Here is a 21,225-nt window from a genome sequence, read left to right as displayed (position 1 = left end):
GGTAGCCTGATGAACTTATCTAGACAAACACAACAGTGCCTTTCTCGAATTAAGCAATCGAGTAACTTTAAGGCATTAACCAACGCAAAGACTGACGTATTTGAGCAACGCTTAGACCAACACTTTCCTAGGTTGTTTGATCTATTTTTATCCATTTATGATAATCAGTACGACCTGTATTTTCATTTAGAGGCACTTGTTTGTGAACTAGCCACTAGTTTTAAAAAACGTCCAGTTGCGTTGCACCGATCTGACAAAAAAAGGTTAAACCAGCCCGATTGGTATCGAGATGAAAAAATGGTTGGTATGGCCGTTTACGTCGATTTAGTAGCTGATGACTTAAAAGATCTGATAAGTAAAGTCCCTTACTATAAAGAGTTAGGGATCACTTACTTACATCTAATGCCTTTATATAAGTCACCTGAAGGCGATAGTGACGGTGGCTATGCGGTTTCAGACTATCGTCAAGTTGACCCTAAATTAGGCACATCTAAAGACTTAAAAGCGTTATCAAATGCATTAGCAAAAGCCGACATTAATTTGGTGCTCGATTTTGTCTTTAATCATACATCTGACGAACATGAATGGGCGATAAACGCTAAGCAAGGTGATGAGAATTACCAAGACTACTATTTTGTGTTTCCAGACCGCAATGAGCCAGACGAATACGACAAAACACTTCGTGAAATATTTCCATCGGTTCGGCGTGGTTGCTTTAGTTTCGTTGAAGAGTTGCAGCAATGGGTGTGGACGACATTTAATAATTTCCAATGGGATCTGAATTACCAAAATCCATCTGTATTTAGGGCGATGACCCAGGAAATGTTATACCTAGCGAATTTGGGCTGTGACGTTTTGCGTCTAGACGCATTGGCCTTTGTTTGGAAAGAACAAGGCACTCAGTGCGAAAATTTACCTAAAGCTCATTTGCTCATCCAAGCCTTTAATGTTTGTACACAAATCGTTTGCCCAGGTGTTGTGTTTAAATCAGAAGCAATTGTGCATCCTGATGAAGTGGCAAAATATATCGACAAAGACGAGTGCCAAACGTCCTACAACCCTTTACTTATGGCGCTATTGTGGAATTCATTGGCAACCCGCGAAACTGACCTACTAGAACTAAGTTTACAGCGTAGATTTGCTATTGACGACTCATGTAGTTGGGTTAATTACGCCCGTTGTCACGACGACATAGGTTGGACGTTTGATGATGGTGACGCGGGTGAACTTGGTATCAATGGCTATGATCATCGCGCATTCTTAAACCAGTTTTATACTGGCAGCTTTGACGGTTCTTTTGCCACTGGTCGAGGTTTCCAATACAACCCAGAAAATGGTGATTGTCGCGTATGTGGTTCTCTCGCGTCTTTATGTGGTCTCGAAGATGCATTGGCGACGCAGGAGCAATTACACATCGACCACGCTATCGCTCGTATTTGTTTATTGCACGGGATCATCTTGACCATTGGTGGAATTCCTTTGTTATACCAAGGTGACGAACTTGCTGCTCTCAATGATTATTCATATGAAAATGACGATAAAAAACAGCATGATAGCCGATGGGTTAACCGACCTAAAATAACCAACAAGATGCTAACTGATGCGCAAAAGCCCGGCGCACCTCAGAACATTGTAAATAACACAATTAAAAACCTTATTTCCCTAAGAAAAAATAGCCCTGTTATTGGCTTAGGACATACCGACATTCTATCACTTGGTCATAGCCACCTATTTGCCTATAGACGAACATTAAACGCCCATGATGACGCTGTGTTTGTTTGTAATTTTAGTGAGTTTACGCAATCGGTTAGTCTCGAAAAAATAGACATTAATCCAAATGAAAAGCTTGTTGAAAACTTAACGGGCCAAACATACCAGCATAAACCCACCATGACACTGGCACCTTATCAGTTCATGTGGCTTACAAAATCAGCCCTAAATTAATAGGAGAATAATGATGGATAAAGTGATCTGTTTTGGCGAAGCTCTCATCGATATGCTTTCCACTGAACCTGAAAAATTCACCCAATATCCTGGCGGCGCGCCAGCAAATGCCGCCGTCGCGGTGTCTAAGTTAGGCGGTAATGCAATATTTTGTGGCATGTTAGGCAATGACACGTTTGGTAATTATTTGTTTAACAAGTTTGTCGAGTATGGCGTTGAAATTAATTATGTGGCGTGGACGCTCAAGGCAAAAACCGCGTTAGCGTTTGTTACATTAGACGCTAGCGGAGAACGTAGCTTTGAGTTTTATCGCCCACCTTCAGCCGACTTACTATTCACTCCAGATGACTTTGACATCGAAATGTTTGCGGTGAGTTCTATTTTTCATTATTGCTCAAACAGTTTAACTGAAACGCAAATAGAACAAAGTACCTATACCGGGATCCAACATGCGGTTGAGCACAACTGCATTGTCTCTATGGACGTTAATTTGCGGATCAATTTGTGGCCAGAAAATGGCGACTATAAGTCAAAGATAATCAAAAGTATGAAGTCGGCAAACATAATCAAAGTCAGCCTAGAAGAATTGCATGAACTTGTACCCGCTGACGAGGCCGATGACTTTTTAGCGGCTTTATTGACTCAACAATGCCAACTAATTCTATTAACTGATGGCGCGAAACCGATTGTGTGCATGACTAAAAACCGAACTTTTGGTGTACCAACGCCAATAGTAGATGTGGTTGACACAACAGCCGCTGGTGACGCCTTTATTGGTGGTTTTCTGTATCAATTGAGTAAGCAAAAAGTAAAACTGAATACGCTAGAGAACTTCGTCGATTCGCCACAGTTAAATAAAAGCGTTTCGTTTGCTGCTCAATGTGGTGCTCACACAGTTACGCAACAAGGCGCTTTTCCCGCTTTACCAGACCAAGCGATGGTGAGTTATTTTGAACAAGAAGGCAATGGATAATGCGCGACAACTCGCACTCATTAGAATTTAAACTTAAAGCCATAGCTATGGTTGTGTATAACGACTACAGTATTTCTGCAGCCGCAGATAAACACTTAGTATCAAATTTTAAGATGTACAGCTGGGTTAAAAAATACGCGCCCATGTTAAAAGAAATGAACAAAAAATCGCATTTAAGACTCAAAGCTGAAGATTCATTAAAGGACGTTCAATTGATAAAAGCATCGGGCGATGATAGTGACAGTAAAGCAACAGCCAATCATGCCAAACCATTACGCCAACGACTTTAACTTATTCGCGCTTAAAATTACTTTTTTAAATAACATCACGCGGCGTATTGCCGCCGCGTATCGTTATTACGACTGTAAAATTTTATCCACTTTATGATCAGTTGCCGGTAATGTTAACGTCATAGGTTGGTCGACGTAACTTACCTTCAATAACGCGACATCACGCATAAAATCGATAGATTCTATATCAACCGAAACCACATTTAAGCCGGTTCTTTGCTTGAGATCAGCAAATAAAATCGCTTTGTTTTCTGGCTTAATATTGTCAATCTTTTCATAAACAACATGTTGTATTCCAAATCGATTACGCAATAAACTCGAATCCACCACAAAGGCAAAAGCACATATTGCACCGTTAAGAATAAGCAAGTCTACTTCTGACATTTTGCCCACTGACGTTAATAAAGCAATCGCGGTCACCAAAAATAAGTAAGTCATCTCTTTTATGGTGATCGTTTCCGTTCTATACCTAAGCATAGTGAAAACAGCAAACAGTCCAAACGCAAACTCCATCGACATATCAACGCCATGCAATAGATACGTTATGATAAAGATGCCTAAACCAAACAATAAAAACGAACCCGCAACCGTTGCATTTTTGTTTATTCGAAAATAGCAGCCATAACAAAGCACACTAATAGACACCATATTAATAAAAAAACGTAGGATAAATTGTAAATCGATTTCAGTCATAACAACCTCTTAATAAATTTGAAGTATTCGGTGGGTTAACGCGCAATCATTCGCCCATATTGAGGCACGCTAAACGAGACAATGTTGGTTTAAAGCGGTTGGCTTTTAACGTTGATCCCTTTAATAACGAGCAACCAATGCAATATTTACTAAAACTGGTTGGCGCAATATTATTGCTACTCATGAGTTGATAAAATGGCGAATGTTTTGATATTTTTTGTTGCTTTAATTCGGCAATAAAAAAGCCTGGAAGTTCCACTCGTTTTGTTCCATCGGTTGATAAATACCAAAGGTTAAAATCAAGAGTAAGACGCTCTGCTTGTTGCTCATTTGCCAGTGCGATTCGTTGGTAACCACCGCGTTGAATAATTTCCAAATCGTTGTATTTATCCCGTGTTTGGGACTTAATAAACGGCATCACTGCGTCAAAACCTTGATCTTTTGGAAACAGTTTTTCCCTCGTTTTTATCGTTCGTTTTTTGTTGTTTTTAAACTTAACCTCGATAAAGTGCGTGTCCGTATCAACGTAGTGGCGATGCCTCACTTTATAACGATTTAAGCGGCCATTATGGTGGTCTTTGTACAATCGCATATCCGGTGTATCTAAATATTCATTTTGATAGGTTGAAACACGTTTTCCGGCAATTTCTAATACGCTGTAGGACTGATGAATTTGGCCTAATATTTTTGGTAACATACTAATCGGTAACATAAACTTACTGTCGACTCGATCCATCAAATTAGCCTTATCCAGATCGGCCAGACCGTGGCTTTTAAACAACGTTAACGCCCTGGACAGCCCAGAATTTCTTTGAGGGTCAGAGTATTTGGGTGCTGCCGGGGTGTTGTCTATTTGTTCAGTTTGTACTGCTATCATTGTTGACTCGCTTTGGTCGCTAAACATTAAATAAAGTTAGTGGAAAATGTTCCACTAACTTGGCGAGTACTTCTAATTGAATACTCTTTTTGTTACTAACCGCAGAAGCCTCGACCTGTACCTGAAGATGGAATATCACCTTCAAGCTGTTGACGAATATTAGCGACACGGTAGTTGATAAAGCTTGTAAGGCCATAAAATCGGCTAACAGTACTATTTAAGTTTTGTTCAAACTGCGAAGCGCTATAAAACGCGGTTGGATCGTTTTCAACATGAGGTCGGATTAAGTCAGCGATTTCTTCAACACGGTTAGCAAATGTTGTTGGTTCAAGCGGACCTTCGATAAGTTGCCACAGATAGCCGTGGTATACATCTAAGTTAGCTTGTTGCGAAAATACATTGTTAATAAGTGGTTTTTCCGACATGGGTCCGTCTGTCGGTTCGTCAATGTATAACTCACGAATATCAGTACGACACCCCATATTGAATGACCCAAACGACTCATTAAAATCCCATGGCAACAAGCTAAATACATCATCTTGTTCATAGATATAGTAGTTGTGAGCCAATGCACCGTGGTAACTATCTAAGTTAGATAAAGCAACACTCACCGACATGTAACGTAATAAACCGTCAACATCTATGAGGTCGGTAGAACCGCTATCTAGCTCAGCCACAAAGTTTAAAAATGCACCGTTATCTGTGGTGTCTTCGTTTGTCTGTAAATTGATATCACTGTAGCTTTCAATATTGCTACTTAACCAAACCAGATCTGAACCCACACCGTCTGGCTTATAAAGATCACCGTTTGCATTGCTAAAATTGTTTTCTAAAAATTCACCGTCAATAGCTTCAACCATTAGGTACAAACCGAATAATTCATCGTTAATATAAACATTTACAAAAGCATGCTGTGGTGTCGCAACGCCCATTTCCTTTAGCAGGTCATAGGCAAAAACTTCACGCATATAAGAAGGGTCATTAAATGAGTTTTGCAGGGTAAATTTTTTCAAGCCAAAAAACTTTTGGCCATCGACATACTCATTTATATCAATTTTAAAGCTGTACCGGTCACTTGTTGACTGCGCAACACTGCGTAAACTGGAACCACCTTTGGTACGAATAGCCACACTGTCGAGCGTCGCGCCATTGAACGTGATTGCCGTTTCGTGGTATTCCTCGGCTTCTGGATCCGATAAAATACTTTGCCAATTATCCGTCGTAATATTGATGTATAAATCCCTTACAACGCTTGAATTAAAGGCGACTACAGCGATATTGTCAGCGCCCTGGCTTGGCTCTAATGTATCTTGCTCCCAACCATAACCACTTCCGGTTTCGTCCAAATTCAAACCAAAACTGTAACCTTCAGGAACGTCACTCGCATCCCAGCTTAAATAATCGACAGTTTCATCATCTTTTAATAAGCTCAATTCATCATTGTTACCAAGACCAAAGGGGACAAAGTAGTCACCAGGATCAGTGTCTGTGGCATAAATAACGAAATATTCCCCCGCCAACAGTTCCACATCGGGTAAATCAATTGGGTCGATATCATCACTTTCATCGATAACTTGGTAGTCAGACAGGGAGATACTGTCTTCACTATTGTTATAAAGCTCAAACCAATCCATGCCATCATTAGCTGCATTGGCCACAACTTCCGTGATTATTAACCCCGTATGATAAGCCAAACTATTACCCGCTTCGGCGGTTGGTATTAATATGTGAGTCGCGTCACTTCCATCTGGGTAACGACCATAGCTTGTACCAATTAACGCTTGGCCTTTTTTCCATTCAAGCTGATCAATTAAATCATCTCCTTGATAAAGACTGACAACGTCTGACGAGGACAATTTAAATGCGACCGTTGTGGCATCTTCAACCGTGTCAGTTGTAGCATAAATACGGTAAAACTCACCTTGGCTCAAAGTGACATCTGGTAACGACGACAAAATGCGATCTTCGTCCGCGATAGTATAATCGGCAAGGTTAATCGTGCCGCTTCCTGTTACATAAAGCTCAATCCAGTCAAAACCACCGTCACTATCTTTAGCAACAATTTCATTGATTCTTAATTCTGCGTCGTTGTTTAAAATTAGATCTGTAGGCGCTAATGCAGACTCACCTAATTCAATATTAGCTGCACCTGGGGTTGGCGATAGCGTTTGTGCTGTGCCGGTCCCGTCAGCAAACAAACCAAAGCTATAACCTTCACTCGCTTCGCCTTCTTGCCAGTCGAGTAGATCGACCTGCACATTGTTTTCATAAAGTGCGACTGCATCGTCAGAACCCAGCTTAAATGTCACAAAATAGCCATCCGTTGTAGCCGCGTCGGCTTCGTCAATCGCATGAATAACAATAAACTCTCCAGCATTAAGAGTCACGGAAGGCAAAGACTGAGGTTCACGACCGTCTTTATCGTCGGTAATTGAAAAGTTTGATAAATCGACAGAGCCTTCTTTTACATACAACTCAATCCAATCGTTACCGCCGTCACTGGCGTCCGCGACAATTTCATTAATGACGAGTTGGCTGTTGGTTGATGTATCTGTTGACTCTTCTATACCTGCGCCGCATCCATAAAGAATTCCAGCTCCGATTTGCAATGCCAATAAGGCGTATAACTTTGTTTTCATTTGGCGATCTCAATTGTAGATGTGACCATGAAGATATCGATTGAATGTGTAAAGAATGTGCACCAAATGAGAAAGCGTAGGAATTACGTTAATAAAATTGCTGAAACAAGATAAAGGAAAATTGGATGAGACGACTTAGTGGGTATTGATGATGATGTTCTGCAAGTCATTATTATTAAGCTTGCGACGTTCTATTTTTTAGAAGGTAATGTTTTATTTATTCCAATTTTACTCTTGGGTGGATTTGGTATTGTAAATGCGCATTTAATCTTAAGGAGACAACTATGCATTCTTTGATAAACAAAATGAAAACGATATTAACTGGCGACGGTCTAAGCCTAGTTGCGAAGATCCAAGACGATACCGCAATGAATAGCAACCAAACTCAAGTGTGTAATTACCAAGATAACTATTACGGTGACCAGATTTGTGTATTAGCCGAATAACAATACAGAAAGAAAAGTGACAGGTGGCACAGACAATCTTCTTTGCCACTGCCTTTATCATGAGTCTAAATTTTTTACTTCATGCTTTTAGCTCAAACTTTTAGATCTGGGATTTGTATTAAATAATGGCAAACTGCCTGATGAGATTGTGGTAAACATTATTTAAGCTGTCGAGTTCGCTACGCTGTGTTGTACCGCTATTAATCAATGCCTGAATGGTCTTGTCCATTTGATACAGAGTATCGCGTAGACTAGGGTCAGCAATCATACTTTGCATCCACGTTACCGCTGCTATACGAGTGCCTTTTGTCACGGCGTTAACTTTATGAAGGTGTCTAGAGGGATAGACAACTGCGTATCCTGCCGGAAGCTTTACAGCTTGTTCTCCGCTGTCTGAACGCAATACAAGTTCACCGCCTTGATATGACTCCGGGTCAGACAAAAATAGGGTCATGGATACATCACTTCGCATGACATTTTGAGAATTGGGTAAACGCATAACTGCTGCGTCGACATGGTAACCATATTCTTCACTTTCACTGTATCGATTAAACACTGGTGGGAAAATATGGTGAGGTAACGCCGCCGATACTATGTCCGGCGTGTTACCTATTTGAGCCAAAATACGATTGGCGAGTGCCTGTACTTTGGGATCATCACAGTCTGCCTGATTGTTATTTTTCACATCAGCCGCCATGCCCATTGCGGTTTTTGATCCATCTTCCCATGAAGACGAAGGCAAAGATGCAATGAGTTCAGCAACCTCTTGTTGGTTAAACAATTGTGAAATAACAATCATGGCAGTTTTCCTTTGGTCAATTTAGAACTGATAGTTAACAGTTAAACGTGTGCTTCTGCCGTCACCTAGGTACATAAATGAACCCGAGCGATAAGCAGCTGTCCAATATTCAGTGTCTAACGCATTACCAATATTAAGACGTAATGTCATTTTGTCATTTACGTTGTAATTAGCAAATAAGTTAATGACTTGATAGTCAGGTACTACGATGCTGTATTTATTTGTCGTTGAGTCATAACCCGCCGCAGTATCCGGTTGGCCGCCATACATTTCACTTTGGTATGAGTAGTCACCACCAAATGCAAAATCTTTAGTTAACTGGTAACGCAATTGTAAATAAACACTATTGTCTGCAAAGTTGCTCAGAACACGTCCGATATTGTCTTCATTGTAAGAATCCAACACCTCAGAGCTCATTGACGCAGCAGAAAATTGTAAGCTTAACTGATCATTGATGTCGCCGATTAAACCAACTTCAATGCCTCGAATTTGGTTTTCACCGGTATTTAACGTCCCTAATGTAGAGTAGCTATCGCCGACACTTTCCATAACATCACTTTTTGTCATTTGGAAAAGCGCTAGCGAGAACATCACGTTATCGTCAAATACCATCCATTTGGTGCCTAACTCTAAGTTTTCTACAATTTCTGGGTCCGCTTGCGCTGCTTGCTCCGGTGTACCACATATTCCACCGTAACCACAGTTCGCACCTAAGTCAGATTCACCGCCGTTGATGTTTGTTGCGGTACTGTAATTAAAGTAGATATTACCGTCTTCAGTGATTGCATGCACAATACCAACGTGACCGTTATACATATTGTCAGAGTAGTCATATAAAATATCACCGCTTCTGCCGCTCGTATCATTGCTGTAGTCAAAGCTATCTTGACGTAATCCAAAGAAGACTTGCGTGTCATCTGTTACTTGAACAGTATCCATGAAATACAAAGATGTTGTTTGAATTTCAAATGTCGCATCAGCGTCACCAGTCACATATGAACGGCCCATTAAGCCTTGAATATCATCTATTTCTTTTCCGTTTTCGTCTATATAACAGTAGCTATCCGAAGCGCCACGGCGACCACTAACAACGCAGTTCGTATCGTTATTGTTGGTAATGTTATATACGCCGTTAACCACTTTTTCATTGGTAACGTCGAGTCCAAATACCAGCTTGTTGTCTTTACCTAACAGCTTTTTATCCCAAAATAAGTTAAATGCAGTGGCCCAATAATCTACTTCCTGCCACCCCTGGTGAGTACTTAACGTCATCGTGCTCACACCTGGTGCTATTGGGTCCGTCGCATCACGTGTAGTTGCACTTGTACCTGTCGTAATATATCCGTTTTCAGTGGAACCAATACGAGTTGAGTTTAAAAATAAAAGCTCGTCGCTAATCTGATAATTGGTACGGAAAGTAAACGTCGATACCTCAGAGTCAAGAAAGTCATTCGACTGCGCATATACGGCGATGTCTTCAATTGGGTGTTCTGCTTCACGATCGTAATAACTCCCTAGATCAGGAACGTCGTTCGCTTTTAGATAATATCCATCGGCAATAAACGATAACTTTTCGCTCGCTTCATACACGCCAGAAGCCTGAACACCTTGACGTGCTTTGGTTATACCGTCACGGCCAGGTTTCGTTTCATCGGCATCCAAAATATTTAGACGAACTGCACTTTCGTCTGTTAACGCTAGGTTATAGTCTAGAGTCACTCTGTGGTGATCATCAGTGCCTAAACCCACATCAACACGGCCAAAGCTATATGAAGTTGATGCTTTTTTGGTAACGCTATTTACCGCACCGCCTGATGAACCACGTCCGGCAAATGTCGAACTTGGTCCTTTAGTGATTTCAACACGCTCTGTCGCAAAACTTTCACGAGTGGTCATGCCTGGGTCACGCAATCCATCAACAAATACGTCACTGCGAGCTTCGTGTCCACGAATAATATAACGGTCGCCAAATGCATTACCATTTTCGCCAGTCCCCAACGTTACGCCGGATTGAGCTGATAAGATGTCTTTAAGATCAGATTTACCTGATTCTTGAATTTGATCTAGCGTAAGAACCGTAATGACTTGTGGTGTATCTACAAGCTTTGCCGTGCGACGAGGATCACCTGATTTATCGTAGCGATAAATTGAATTTCGAATACCGTGAACTCGAATGTGCTCAATTTCTTCAGCGGCTTTTTCGGCGATACAAGCCTGAGAGTCTTTTTCGACGCATACAGATTCGTTTGTGTCTGCGATAGCCTGGCTAGCGCCAAACGACAGCGCAAGTGCGATAGTTTGCGCACCTAACGCAACCACTTGATTGCTTTTAATATTTTTTGTCATCGTTTGATTCCCAACGTTTTATTTTATGAATTTATTGAAGTGGCGGGATAATACTGTCAATCGACTATCATGTAAATGATAATCATTCCTATTTAGATGTTTATTTTGGGAATAAGATATTTTTTTAGATAATAAGACACTACAAAAATGCACATGATTGCGATTTTCGTAGGATAATTTTGAGATGGTGCATATTAGTGGGTAAATTAAGAAGTACAACAAGCGAACGCAATGCAAACGTTTAAGCTTAGTGGCAACTGGTCATGCACACCTGTTGAGTTTTGTTAATTATAGACATGCACTGTCGGCTAAATGCCGTAATGGTGTTTAGCGCTATTATAACTTTAATTTTCGGAGTGTTTTTTGTTGGTACATACGCTCGTCTGCTTTAGACAAACAATTAGAAGGGGAATCGCTTTCTATACTTGTCGCAATACCAAAACTGATCCCTGATTCTGGCCAACGAAAGGTCACGGACTCATCAATACTATTCAAGATGGTTTTGATTTTAGAGCCCATTAACGATAAACGGTGTTCAGAAACCGCCTCACAAACCCAGATAAACTCATCGCCGCCGGTTCGAAATACTTGCCCCAAATCTCCCAACTTATTATTCATTAAATCCGCAACGTACTTTAAAAATACATCACCTTCCGCGTGACCATGTTTGTCATTTATCGATTTAATACTGTCGCAATCGATAAATACCGTCATATAAAATTCACTTAATTCTTTTAGCTTTTCATTTAAATAGTGGCGATTTCCCACTAGTGTTAATGAATCAAAGCGGGCATCGTTAAGTACTTTTTGATGTTCAATTTGTTTGATTCTCAGCCATTCCGATAATGAAAGTTGAATACAGATGCAATCAAGAGCTAACGCTACCAATACAACAATTTCAGGGTATTTCAAGTCAAAATCAGACAAATGTGACACCATAAAATAGCCCAAGGCTAAGCTATACAAAACGTTACCGACTAAGAAATACTTAGCTTTAAAATCCCTAACGGTCAGCATTTTAATACCAACAAAAATACTAAGAACGATCCACGCACAGGCCAAAATATGCGTCATGTAAAATGCACTTTTGAATGGTAATAATATTCCAAGTACGCCAAACAACAATGCAACTTTAGCGTAGAGGACTAAACCTTTAGCAATCCAATTTTTGGATTTTTCTAAGTCGAACAAATAGAAAGCAAAATAGCTAGCAAAAGCTATTGCAAACGGGAAAATATAAACCCCGCCATAGGTTGTATTCATCAATGTTGACGACAAAAAGCTTTGTATCAACCCTGACGCAAATGCCCAGCCGATACCATGTAAACCTATATAACCTGCACAATAAAATGCCACGAAGTGTTTTGTTCTTAAATACACCACAAAAGCCATTAGGGCTAATGTTAGCATCACTGACACTGACAAAACGCTAAATGTATTTATCTTAAGTTGCGTTTGAGAAAAGCCGAACTCGGATTGAATTACAATATTTGCGGGTGTTGGGTAGAGTTTAGCTTTTATGTAAATCCATAAATAGCCCGATGTTGACTCGGTAAAATTAAGCCTGAATGCCTGCATGTGAGCCAAATAAGCTTGACTGTTTTTATTCAATTGAGAAAAATCAGCGACAAGAGTCATAGTTCCGTATTCGTCCTGCCAAAATGCTACGCCACTATCGACAAAATTTGCCATTGGCATGACATACCAAGCACCGGCTCCGCCTGTCGCTATTGGAATTTTGGCGACAGCAGCTCCGTTTTTTCCAAGCAGCGAATTGTATGTTGTATTTGATTGTTGCGCTGCTTTAATGAGGTCAGCTGCATTATGAGGATTTTTTAATTCGACGGCGTGCCACAAAACTTTATCATTGATTTTTAGATAAATGTCATCGTCGCTTAACTGCACTAAGTTGGTAGAAAAAGCCGCAAAAGAACTGCAGAACAATAAACAACTTAAAACGCGGAAGAGGCCTATATAGTATCGTTCCATTAATGCCTAACTTAGTTAATGTGTTGTACTAATTATTGACCATAGCGCCTTATTGTCAAACGCATTTTTGCTACGTAACAAAGAACCACACGACTAAAAATAGTCGCGCAACAAAAATGCGAAAAAGCCGCGCTTAAAATTTGCTCAATTTATTTTACCAGTGCTCTTCAATTCCTGTTCTAATAATTTGATATCACCAATCAAATTACCAACAGAAGCATTGTTAAGACCATTATATATTCCACGAATATGTTTATTGTGATCAATTAGCACTAGATTTTCTGTATGCAGAAAGTCTTTATTACTTACATATTCACCCAAGTCTTCGTTGGCAAAATAGTCATTTCGAGCCAAGTTATAGATTTCATCCATGTTACCCGTGACTAAATGCCATTGATTAGCATTAATGCCATTTTCTTTAGCGTAAGTTTGCAGTATTTCCACTGTGTCGTTGGTGGGTTGTATCGAGTGGGAAATAATTTTGAAGTAATCTTTATCTGCATAAGCTTCTTGTACTTTAGACAATTGAGAACGCATTTTGGGACAAATTCCGGGGCACGTGGTAAAGAAAAAACTTGCGACATAAATCTTATCTCTAAATGTGTCTGCCGTAACATATTTGCCACGCTGATCAATAAACTTAAAATCCGATATTTGATGCATATCGTTAAGCTCTAGACTGTCCGATTTTAACCACTTAGGGGTGAACTCAGCAGAATCGTAATAAGGCAATCGTTCCATTTCATCGGCTATTGCATTAGCGAATAAAAGGTTGCTGCAAAGTACGCTAATCAGCGTTATTAGACGGTAATAATTTTTCATCGTTAAGTTCCACACACATATTTGCTCGTTTTAGGCCATACACACGACCGTTCACATATTCATAATTACTATACAATTTGCCGTTTTTACGCCACGCTTGCTGTAGTCCAGACTCTCGACCAAATTCATAGTGTAATTTTTTAAACTTTTCACCCGTAACGTACCATTGCTCAACATCACCGTGGACTTTGCCATTTTGATAACCCGTGACCGAACGAAGTGTGCCATTACTCCACCAGCTTTTTGTTTCGCCCTCTAGCACCCCCAACTTATAGGTTGAGTGAAAGCTTAATTGACCATTTGAAAACCACTGTTTTAAATAGCCATCTCTTAGGCCCTGCTTAAAACTTGACAGCTTTGCCAGTTGCCCAGACGGGTAATAAGTCGCAACCTCACCTGTATATGGCTGGTCCTGATATAATCGCAAACCACTGGTTTTAGATATAGCAATCTGCTTTTTGTCTACACGCGTTTGTTCTGACGCGGTCAAATCAAAGCTGGTGCTTATTAACAGCACCATGATGGCAACCCAATTACTGGATGGCATTTGGCGAACCTTGATAGTTCCCAGGGAACAAAATGTAGTAAGCATTTAGGTAGAGTTCATTCTGGATATGGTAGTGATATTCATCTGCAGTCGAATGTTGAGTCATTGCAGTATGACCACCGGATTCGTCTAGATCTGTTGGGTAAGTTCCCGTTGAATTACACTTTCGACCATATAAGAAAAAACCATCAGAGATAACACCAATTAGATTACTGTCGTCATCTGAGAATGAAATGGGCTCTAAATGATAATGGTAACTTTGTGGACCAGTATGAGCACCGTTAAAATCTAAGCTACCAGCTGCATTGTCTAGTGGAATTCCGGGACCTTCTTCGTCGTTATAAATGACCGAACCACTAACGGCGATACCAATTGCCCCTAAACCTGTTGCTGAAGAGCTACCCGACTTACTTGGACTGTTAGCAACCGTTAAGGTATATGTGCCAACAAAATCATCAATATCACCGGGAGCCATTTTTTGCGTTGTCGTCACGGTTGGGTCAACATATAACTCATGGCTGCTCGACCAGTATGGAGAGGTATGATTGGGTAGACCGTTGGTTTCGATTATCACATTGGAACCACTGATCGCTACATCAACATTGTCTGTATCAAATTCACTGTAGGCGCTATGTAAAACCTCAGACGTTGTTGTATCGTCATTATCAGTAGTATCACTTGTCTCCACCATGGTGTCGTCGCAACCGGCTAGGCCAATTGTTAATATTACGCATGTTGCTTGCAGTACCATTAATGATTTCATGTTTTTGCAGTCCTATAATTTGGGTCAATACGAGCTTACATAAAAAGCTACTTTAACTGTTGAGATAATGTTAGTGGGGAAGTGTGCAAATAATACCCGCCAATTGTGCAAACAATGAGGAACTTGCAAATAGACGACTGACTATTGATTTGTTTATTACCAGCCAATGAAGAGTATTTAAATTGGGCAGTTCTAAAATTTAGATTGGATGTGATAACAAGATGGGTTTATCAATAATTCACCGCTGGCAGTATCCGCACACGGTGAATGTATTAGGATCATCGCTAAAGGCAGGTGCTTATATATTATGTTCCGACGCCTGCATTCCTTTTAACAATCGACCAAAAATATCAGCCCCAGTTATAATGCGTTTTGACTCGCCCCATAACAATAAAACATCATTTTCAATCGCACCATCAAACGACTTTTCAAGCGACTCATTGGTTTTCATCTTAATCACAGCTTCGCTTAATGACGCCGAACCGTCCGTAAGCACAATTGGCCGATGACAATATTGATACGGGTCGAACTTTTCCGGTTCAAACAACGCGGCTCGCAGACAACCATCTGCGTCAATAACCAACAAAGGTTCATCGTCGTCATTGGTAAAGACTACCCAACGATGACCAGACTTATGTAACTGTTTTAAGAATGGGTCGTCTGCACTTGGCGTTATTTCTGGAATAATCGGTAAATCCAGCTTAGCCGGCAACTTAATAATTGAAGCCGGGTCAACAAATTCCCCTTCCTCACTAACCGTGATCTTATCGAATTTAAAAAAGTTAAGCGCACCGATACCTTCAACATGATTAATTTCGGTGTCTTCTGATTCAATGTGTTTACGGATAATGCTCGTAAGTTCATTCTCAGCTAAATAAGTGATGCCTTCTTTTCCTAACCACATGTCTAAAATCAGCCCCGTTGGTTTTGCCACCGGATACAAAATAAACTGATAGAAGCGAATAACAGGCGACAACAACGCCCCCATTTTTAACGCATTACGGGAAAAATAAGCCTGCGGGGTAATCTCACCAATGATGGTAATTGCAACAGCGGAGAATAAAAACGAACTAGCGCCAGCAAGTACCGAATCTGACAATAGGGTCAGTAGTACATTGATACCAACGTTCCCCCACAAAATTGTGGTTAGCAAAAAGTTAGAGTCGCCACGTAATTGTAAAATCTTTGCAGCGTCTTTATTTCCCTTGGCCGATTCAACTTCAAGTTGCAAACGACTTGGTGCGAAAAACGCTAAATTAAGACCTGAAAAAATTGCAGATTGTGAAATACACACTGCAATACCTATCCAAGTAATGATTTCAAATGACATTATGTTTCCTATCTTAATAAATAATTAGCAGGCAAATGCCATTGCTACGTACTTGCCTTAAAAACCGGAGTATATAGCGAAAAATCAATTTTAGTACAAAGATATTTTTTCGCCTTTTTCAATCGTATCTTCCGTGTGTTCAACCTTATTTTAATTCTTTTTAAATTATAAACTTAGCAACTTAAAAAATGACTATTGTAAAATTGGACCTCACAAGCACGGTGACAAACTTACAATTCACGGCTTTAACTACCCAGCGTTAAATCTATTTAGCGTCTAGCTAATTGACAAGACGCGCTTATGTTTTGTTAAAAGTAGAGCAAGGCTATTGATTTGGTTTTGCTGTTGTTTTGGGTCGGTTTTGTATGGGGATATTTAGTTCGCCTCTTGTTATCCGCAGTCGTACCTTGAGCAAATAAACAATATCGTCCTAACAGTGTTAGTTGTAAAAATGGCTAACGGTATAATGGCGTTAGCCATATTTTGCGCGCACTTGAAAGCGGGCAGATAAAAATTACAGGTGGGCCTTTAATACCTCTGGAAGTCGCTCTGGCGTGAAAATTTCAATCCAGTAACCATCGGGATCTTTGATAAAAGCAATGCTTTTCATCTTGCCATCGTTTGGTTTCTTTTTAAATTCAACACCCAGTGACTCAAATCGTTCGCATGCCGCATCAATATCCGGAACCGAAAACCCGATGTGACCAAACCCTTTTGGGTCATCATTACCACTGTGGTATTTGACGTTCATGTCATCTTCGTCGCCCCAATTATGGGTCAGTTCCAACATTGCTGGTCGGCCAAATGTTTGCACCATACGTTCATCTGAGTCTGTGGACCAATCCGAATGTTCCTCCGGTGAAACCGTCGCCATAAAATAAAGTGAAAACTTCATTTCAGGGAAATCCAAACGTTTAACTAACGTCATCCCTAATATTTCAGAATAAAATGCTAAGGATTTAGCCGGGTCTTTAATTCTAAACATGGTTTGGTTGAAAACAAATTTGTGGGTAGCCGGATCATGATTTTCTACTAACCCATCTGCTTGGTCAAAATGGCGACTCATAGTGTGTTCCTTTCTTTTGAGCCCTCAAGTGTGGAGCTCTTACTGACTAGTCTAAAAGTGATTAATTGGGCATCTAACGTTATTTTTCAAATCGAATATTGTTTTATATGCAAAATAGCATTGAACAAAAGCTAATTTCTCAACGCGAATTTAGCGAACGATAAACTTTTCCTGAGTGAATTCAACAAATTGACTCAGTCGCTTTGGCTGTTGAATTAACTGTGGATGCAGAATATATATCTGATTCTGTTGCGTTATGTAGTCATCTAAAACCTTTACTAAGTCGCCATTATCTATCTCTTGTTGAACAAGATATTCAGGGATTTTAATATATGCATCGAGTTGCTGTATTTAGTTGTGTTTATTCAATGTAACTTTTACATTAGATACGTCGAATAAATTATCAAGTTCCATTAATAGGGGATATGCGTGATTTCTATCAAACAAATATTTTCAGTTGTGGTGTTAGCCGCAACGGTTGCCGCCTGTACCGATCCAGAATCATCTGGGTCTGTGCAAATTGAGTCTGCTAAACAAAGTAAATCACTCAGTATCGAAAAATACCAACTTAAAAACGGACTTGATGTTGTTTTGCATCAGGATAAATCTGATCCTGTCGTCGCTGTAGCGATTGTCTACCACGTAGGTTCTAACCGAGAATTACCAGGCAAAACTGGTTTTGCGCACTTTTTTGAACATATGCTGTTTCAAAATTCTGAGAACGTAGGCGCTGGCAACTTTATTAACAACATTGGTAGTATGGGCGGCACGTTAAACGGCGGCACGTGGCAAGACGGCACGATATATTATGAAGTTGTCCCTAACGACGGCCTTGAACAAATCCTGTGGATGGAGTCAGACCGCATGGGTTATTTCATCAATACAGTGACACAAGAAGGACTTGAGAACGAAAAACAGGTCGTAAAAAATGAAAAACGCCAAAGTATCGATAACCGTCCGTACGGACATACAGATTCTGTTGTTATGGAAGCTATTTACCCAAAAGGTCATCCGTATAGCTGGAGCGTTATTGGTAGTTTAGAAGATCTACAAAATTCGACATTACAAGACGTTAGAGACTTCTATCAGAAATGGTACGGGGTTAATAATGCCACCTTAGTGCTCGCCGGTGACTTCGAAAGCGAACAAACCAAAGCTTGGATTGAAAAATACTTTGGTGAATTACTACCACAACCAGAAGTCTCAGCATTGCCACCAATGCCAGCAAAACTAGATAAAAACGTATCATTGTTCCACGAAGATAACTTTGCTCAATTACCAGAACTTACCTTAACCTTCCCTATTATTGAGCAATACCATCCTGACGCGTATGCCTTAGAATTGTTAGCCGATGTCTTAAATGATGGAAAAGACAGTGTCTTTTATCAAACCCTTGTTGAGCAAGATAAACTGGCTCCTTCGATACACTTATCTGCCTACATTGGTGAAATTGCCGGTACTTTTAGTATTTCTGCCCGGGCGTTTGACGGCACTAAATTAGACAATGTAAAAGCCAGTATCGACAAAGCCGTCGCTCGATTTTCTAAGGAAGGGTTTAATGATGAACAACTTGCTCGGATTATTACTCGCAAAGAAAAAGCCTTTTATAACAACTTAACGAGCGTTTTTAATAAGGCATCATCGCTGGCGATTTATAATGAATTTGCAGGTGATCCAAATTTAATTACGACAGAAATTGAACGTTACAAAAACGTGACTCGCAAAGACATTATGAATGTTTTTAACAAGTACATTAAAGGCCAACACTATGTCGCCACCAGCTTTGTTCCGAAAGGCCAGACTGAGCTTGTATTATCAGGTGCAATCAAAGCTAATGTCGTAGAAGAAAAAGTGGTCCAGGGCGCTGAAACAACTGCAGTCGACAAACCAGAGACCGAATTAACACCTCTGGTACAGGCAACTTCGGCGTTTGACCGGTCAGTTAGACCTGAATTTGGTAAAAAGCCAACGATAACGCTGCCTGACGTTTGGAATGCAACATTAGACAATGGTATTCAAGTGCTTGGTATCGAACACAACGAACTGCCTCTAGTTTCGTTTTCGATTCGCATAATGGGTGGCCATGCATTTGATACTAAAGGTAAAGTCGGCACTGCAAACCTAGTTACCAGTATGATGATGGAAGGCACTGCTAATAAGACACCACAGCAGCTTGAAAAAGCTCTCGGAGAATTGGGTGCTGATATTCAATTTACCACGAGCGACGAATACCTAACACTGACGGGTAATACACTTGCTGCGAACTTTACAGAAGTTATGTCGCTTGCTCAGGAAATACTATTGCAGCCACGTTGGGATGAAGCTGAATGGGATCGCATTAAAAAAGAAACCATAGCTCAAATTCAACAATCAAAGGGGAGTCCCGGCGCAATTTCAAATAACGTTTATAACAAATTAATGTACAGCGCAGACAATATGTTATCGACGCCAATTTTAGGTACAACTGACGATCTAAATAATATTGACCTGCAAGATCTGAAAGCCTTTTACGCCTCTAATATTGTCGCGAACTTAACCAGCGTTCATGTCGCTGGTGATGTCACGCAACAACAAGTCAAAGCAAGTTTAGGCGCTCTTTCAAAAGGATTAACAGTAAAAGACGTCACAATGCCACCAGCAAAAGCGGCAACGCCAATTGATAAAGCTCAATTATATTTTGTTGACGTGCCAGGGGCTAAACAGTCGTTTATCCGAATTGGCTCAAGAGCTATGGTTGCAAACGCAGATGATTATTACCCCTTAGTAGCGGTAAACCACAATTTAGGTGGCAGCTTTTCAGGTCAGTTATTCCAAATCTTACGATTGCAAAAAGGCTATACCTATGGCGCTTATTCAAGTGTAAATCGCAGAAACCTAGGCGGTGTATTTACGGCAAGTTCAAGTGTACGGTCAAATGTGACATTAGAGTCACTACAAACATTTAGAGAGATTATGGCTGATTACGTCGCGGCCTTTGATGCCAATGCTCTAAAAGAGACTAAATCAGTATTATCACGTTCAAGTGCCCGCGCTTTCGAAACCACAAACAGTTTGATGGGTGTATTACAAAATATCAGCAGCTACCAACTGCCAAAAGACTACGTTGCCAAACAACAAGCGACATTAGCTAATTTGACCCTAGAGCAAGCGCAACAAACACTTGCTAACTACATCAACCCAGGCAAAATGTTATACCTTGTCGTTGGTGATGCAGAAACTCAACTTGAGCGCGTTAAGGAATTAGGTCTAGGTGACCCAATTGTTTTAGATACTTCGGGCAACCCGGTAAACTAAATTCACTTCAACTTTATGAGTGAATTGGTATTCACCTTCTTTAATTGATAAAGAGGTAAATGACTGCCAATTAAAAGCCAACCTTAACGACTAAGGTTGGCTTTTTTGTTCTGATCATTATGAGCCAATTGAAGGTGGATTAAGACCTGTGGGGTCAGAGTCGCTGATTTTATTACTTCCTCTGCACTCGGTTGGAGGTTCCAAATATCGCTCAGGCTCGACTCATATTACAAGCTAGGGGATGACGGTTTTTCCTGGGTATTTGGAATGACGTTTTTGTTCTGGTTATTGTGAGCCAATTTAGGGCGAATTATGAACTTCCTCTGCACTTGGTTGGAGGTTCCTAATATCGCTGTGGCTCTTTTGGGAAGACGGTTTTTCCTGGGTATTGGGAATGACGGTTTTGT

At 40.4% G+C, this 21,225-nt stretch carries 16 protein-coding genes; 5 read left to right on the top strand and 11 right to left on the bottom strand.

The window, feature by feature from the left end:
• Positions 1-9 precede the first annotated feature (9 nt).
• The 3 genes from KO525_RS07665 to KO525_RS07655 are packed head-to-tail and all read left to right on the top strand — an operon-like array spanning position 10 to position 3,207.
• A complete protein-coding gene (locus tag KO525_RS07665) occupies positions 10-1,944 on the top strand; it encodes an alpha-amylase family protein (RefSeq protein WP_215963209.1) in 1,935 nt (644 codons plus the stop codon).
• Positions 1,945-1,954: 10 nt separating this feature from the next.
• Positions 1,955-2,917 carry a carbohydrate kinase gene (locus KO525_RS07660; protein ID WP_215963208.1) on the top strand — a complete coding sequence of 321 codons (963 nt, stop codon included), beginning with the start codon at positions 1,955-1,957 and terminating at the stop codon, positions 2,915-2,917.
• Complete coding sequence (locus KO525_RS07655) at positions 2,917-3,207, top strand: transposase (RefSeq protein WP_215963207.1); 291 nt, start codon at positions 2,917-2,919, stop codon at positions 3,205-3,207. The genes KO525_RS07660 and KO525_RS07655 overlap by 1 nt, the downstream gene beginning before the upstream one ends.
• Positions 3,208-3,273: 66 nt before the next feature.
• Here the strand turns inward: KO525_RS07655 and KO525_RS07650 are convergent, their stop codons facing one another.
• The 3 genes from KO525_RS07650 to KO525_RS07640 form a co-directional block, all read right to left on the bottom strand.
• Positions 3,274-3,900, bottom strand: a complete 627-nt coding sequence (locus tag KO525_RS07650) for a DUF4956 domain-containing protein (RefSeq protein ID WP_215963206.1) — start codon at positions 3,898-3,900, stop codon at positions 3,274-3,276.
• A gap of 46 nt (positions 3,901-3,946) precedes the next feature.
• The gene (locus KO525_RS07645) at positions 3,947-4,777 is read right to left on the bottom strand and encodes a polyphosphate polymerase domain-containing protein (protein ID WP_215963205.1); all 831 of its coding nucleotides are present in this window, start codon (positions 4,775-4,777) and stop codon (positions 3,947-3,949) included.
• Between the two features lie 95 nt (positions 4,778-4,872).
• Entirely contained in the window at positions 4,873-7,416 is a 2,544-nt protein-coding gene (locus tag KO525_RS07640) for a CotH kinase family protein (RefSeq protein ID WP_215963204.1), read from the bottom strand.
• A gap of 284 nt (positions 7,417-7,700) precedes the next feature.
• Between KO525_RS07640 and KO525_RS07635 the strand changes: the two genes are divergently transcribed.
• Entirely contained in the window at positions 7,701-7,862 is a 162-nt protein-coding gene (locus KO525_RS07635) for a hypothetical protein (protein WP_215963203.1), read from the top strand.
• A 118-nt stretch (positions 7,863-7,980) separates the two neighbouring features.
• Here the strand turns inward: KO525_RS07635 and KO525_RS07630 are convergent, their stop codons facing one another.
• The 8 genes from KO525_RS07630 to gloA form a co-directional block, all read right to left on the bottom strand.
• Complete coding sequence (locus KO525_RS07630) at positions 7,981-8,661, bottom strand: Fe2+-dependent dioxygenase (RefSeq protein ID WP_215963202.1); 681 nt, start codon at positions 8,659-8,661, stop codon at positions 7,981-7,983.
• 21 nt (positions 8,662-8,682) lie between these two features.
• Positions 8,683-11,007 (bottom strand): TonB-dependent siderophore receptor, encoded by a 2,325-nt coding sequence (locus tag KO525_RS07625; RefSeq protein WP_215963201.1) that lies wholly within the window; start codon positions 11,005-11,007, stop codon positions 8,683-8,685.
• Positions 11,008-11,343: 336 nt separating this feature from the next.
• Positions 11,344-12,996, bottom strand: coding sequence for a diguanylate cyclase (locus tag KO525_RS07620; RefSeq protein ID WP_215963200.1), 1,653 nt, complete (start codon positions 12,994-12,996; stop codon positions 11,344-11,346).
• Between the two features lie 144 nt (positions 12,997-13,140).
• Entirely contained in the window at positions 13,141-13,818 is a 678-nt protein-coding gene (locus KO525_RS07615; protein WP_215963199.1) for an SCO family protein, read from the bottom strand.
• On the bottom strand, positions 13,784-14,365 hold the full coding sequence (locus KO525_RS07610) for a toxin-antitoxin system YwqK family antitoxin (protein ID WP_252736741.1): 582 nt from the start codon (positions 14,363-14,365) through the stop codon (positions 13,784-13,786). Before KO525_RS07610 ends, KO525_RS07615 begins: the two co-directional genes overlap by 35 nt.
• Complete coding sequence (locus KO525_RS07605; RefSeq protein ID WP_215963198.1) at positions 14,352-15,128, bottom strand: YHYH protein; 777 nt, start codon at positions 15,126-15,128, stop codon at positions 14,352-14,354. Before KO525_RS07605 ends, KO525_RS07610 begins: the two co-directional genes overlap by 14 nt.
• 298 nt (positions 15,129-15,426) lie before the next feature.
• Positions 15,427-16,458, bottom strand: coding sequence for a DUF21 domain-containing protein (locus tag KO525_RS07600; RefSeq protein WP_215963197.1), 1,032 nt, complete (start codon positions 16,456-16,458; stop codon positions 15,427-15,429).
• Between the two features lie 514 nt (positions 16,459-16,972).
• On the bottom strand, positions 16,973-17,524 hold the full coding sequence (gloA, locus tag KO525_RS07595; protein ID WP_215963196.1) for a lactoylglutathione lyase: 552 nt from the start codon (positions 17,522-17,524) through the stop codon (positions 16,973-16,975).
• A gap of 429 nt (positions 17,525-17,953) precedes the next feature.
• Here gloA and KO525_RS07590 point away from each other — a divergent pair, with 429 nt between their 5' ends.
• Complete coding sequence (locus tag KO525_RS07590) at positions 17,954-20,818, top strand: pitrilysin family protein (RefSeq protein WP_215963195.1); 2,865 nt, start codon at positions 17,954-17,956, stop codon at positions 20,816-20,818.
• Positions 20,819-21,225 lie beyond the last annotated feature (407 nt).

The organism is Psychrosphaera sp. B3R10 (assembly GCF_018861025.1).
GTDB lineage: Bacteria > Pseudomonadota > Gammaproteobacteria > Enterobacterales > Alteromonadaceae > Psychrosphaera > Psychrosphaera algicola.
The sequence above is the reverse complement of the archived record's forward strand: the minus strand, read 5'-3'. Positions and strand labels throughout refer to the sequence as shown.

Bases quoted from the DNA above. Each gene is read 5' to 3' on its own strand.
- KO525_RS07650 (WP_215963206.1), bottom strand. From the start codon at position 3,900: ATGACTGAAATCGATTTACAATTTATCCTACGTTTTTTTATTAATATG.
- KO525_RS07625 (WP_215963201.1), bottom strand. From the start codon at position 11,007: ATGACAAAAAATATTAAAAGCAATCAAGTGGTTGCGTTAGGTGCGCAA.
- KO525_RS07615 (WP_215963199.1), bottom strand. From the start codon at position 13,818: ATGAAAAATTATTACCGTCTAATAACGCTGATTAGCGTACTTTGCAGC.
- KO525_RS07660 (WP_215963208.1), top strand. From the start codon at position 1,955: ATGATGGATAAAGTGATCTGTTTTGGCGAAGCTCTCATCGATATGCTT.
- KO525_RS07630 (WP_215963202.1), bottom strand. From the start codon at position 8,661: ATGATTGTTATTTCACAATTGTTTAACCAACAAGAGGTTGCTGAACTC.
- KO525_RS07645 (WP_215963205.1), bottom strand. From the start codon at position 4,777: ATGATAGCAGTACAAACTGAACAAATAGACAACACCCCGGCAGCACCC.
- KO525_RS07605 (WP_215963198.1), bottom strand. From the start codon at position 15,128: ATGAAATCATTAATGGTACTGCAAGCAACATGCGTAATATTAACAATT.
- KO525_RS07620 (WP_215963200.1), bottom strand. From the start codon at position 12,996: ATGGAACGATACTATATAGGCCTCTTCCGCGTTTTAAGTTGTTTATTG.
- KO525_RS07640 (WP_215963204.1), bottom strand. From the start codon at position 7,416: ATGAAAACAAAGTTATACGCCTTATTGGCATTGCAAATCGGAGCTGGA.
- KO525_RS07655 (WP_215963207.1), top strand. From the start codon at position 2,917: ATGCGCGACAACTCGCACTCATTAGAATTTAAACTTAAAGCCATAGCT.
- KO525_RS07610 (WP_252736741.1), bottom strand. From the start codon at position 14,365: ATGCCATCCAGTAATTGGGTTGCCATCATGGTGCTGTTAATAAGCACC.
- gloA (WP_215963196.1), bottom strand. From the start codon at position 17,524: ATGAGTCGCCATTTTGACCAAGCAGATGGGTTAGTAGAAAATCATGAT.
- KO525_RS07665 (WP_215963209.1), top strand. From the start codon at position 10: ATGAACTTATCTAGACAAACACAACAGTGCCTTTCTCGAATTAAGCAA.
- KO525_RS07635 (WP_215963203.1), top strand. From the start codon at position 7,701: ATGCATTCTTTGATAAACAAAATGAAAACGATATTAACTGGCGACGGT.
- KO525_RS07600 (WP_215963197.1), bottom strand. From the start codon at position 16,458: ATGTCATTTGAAATCATTACTTGGATAGGTATTGCAGTGTGTATTTCA.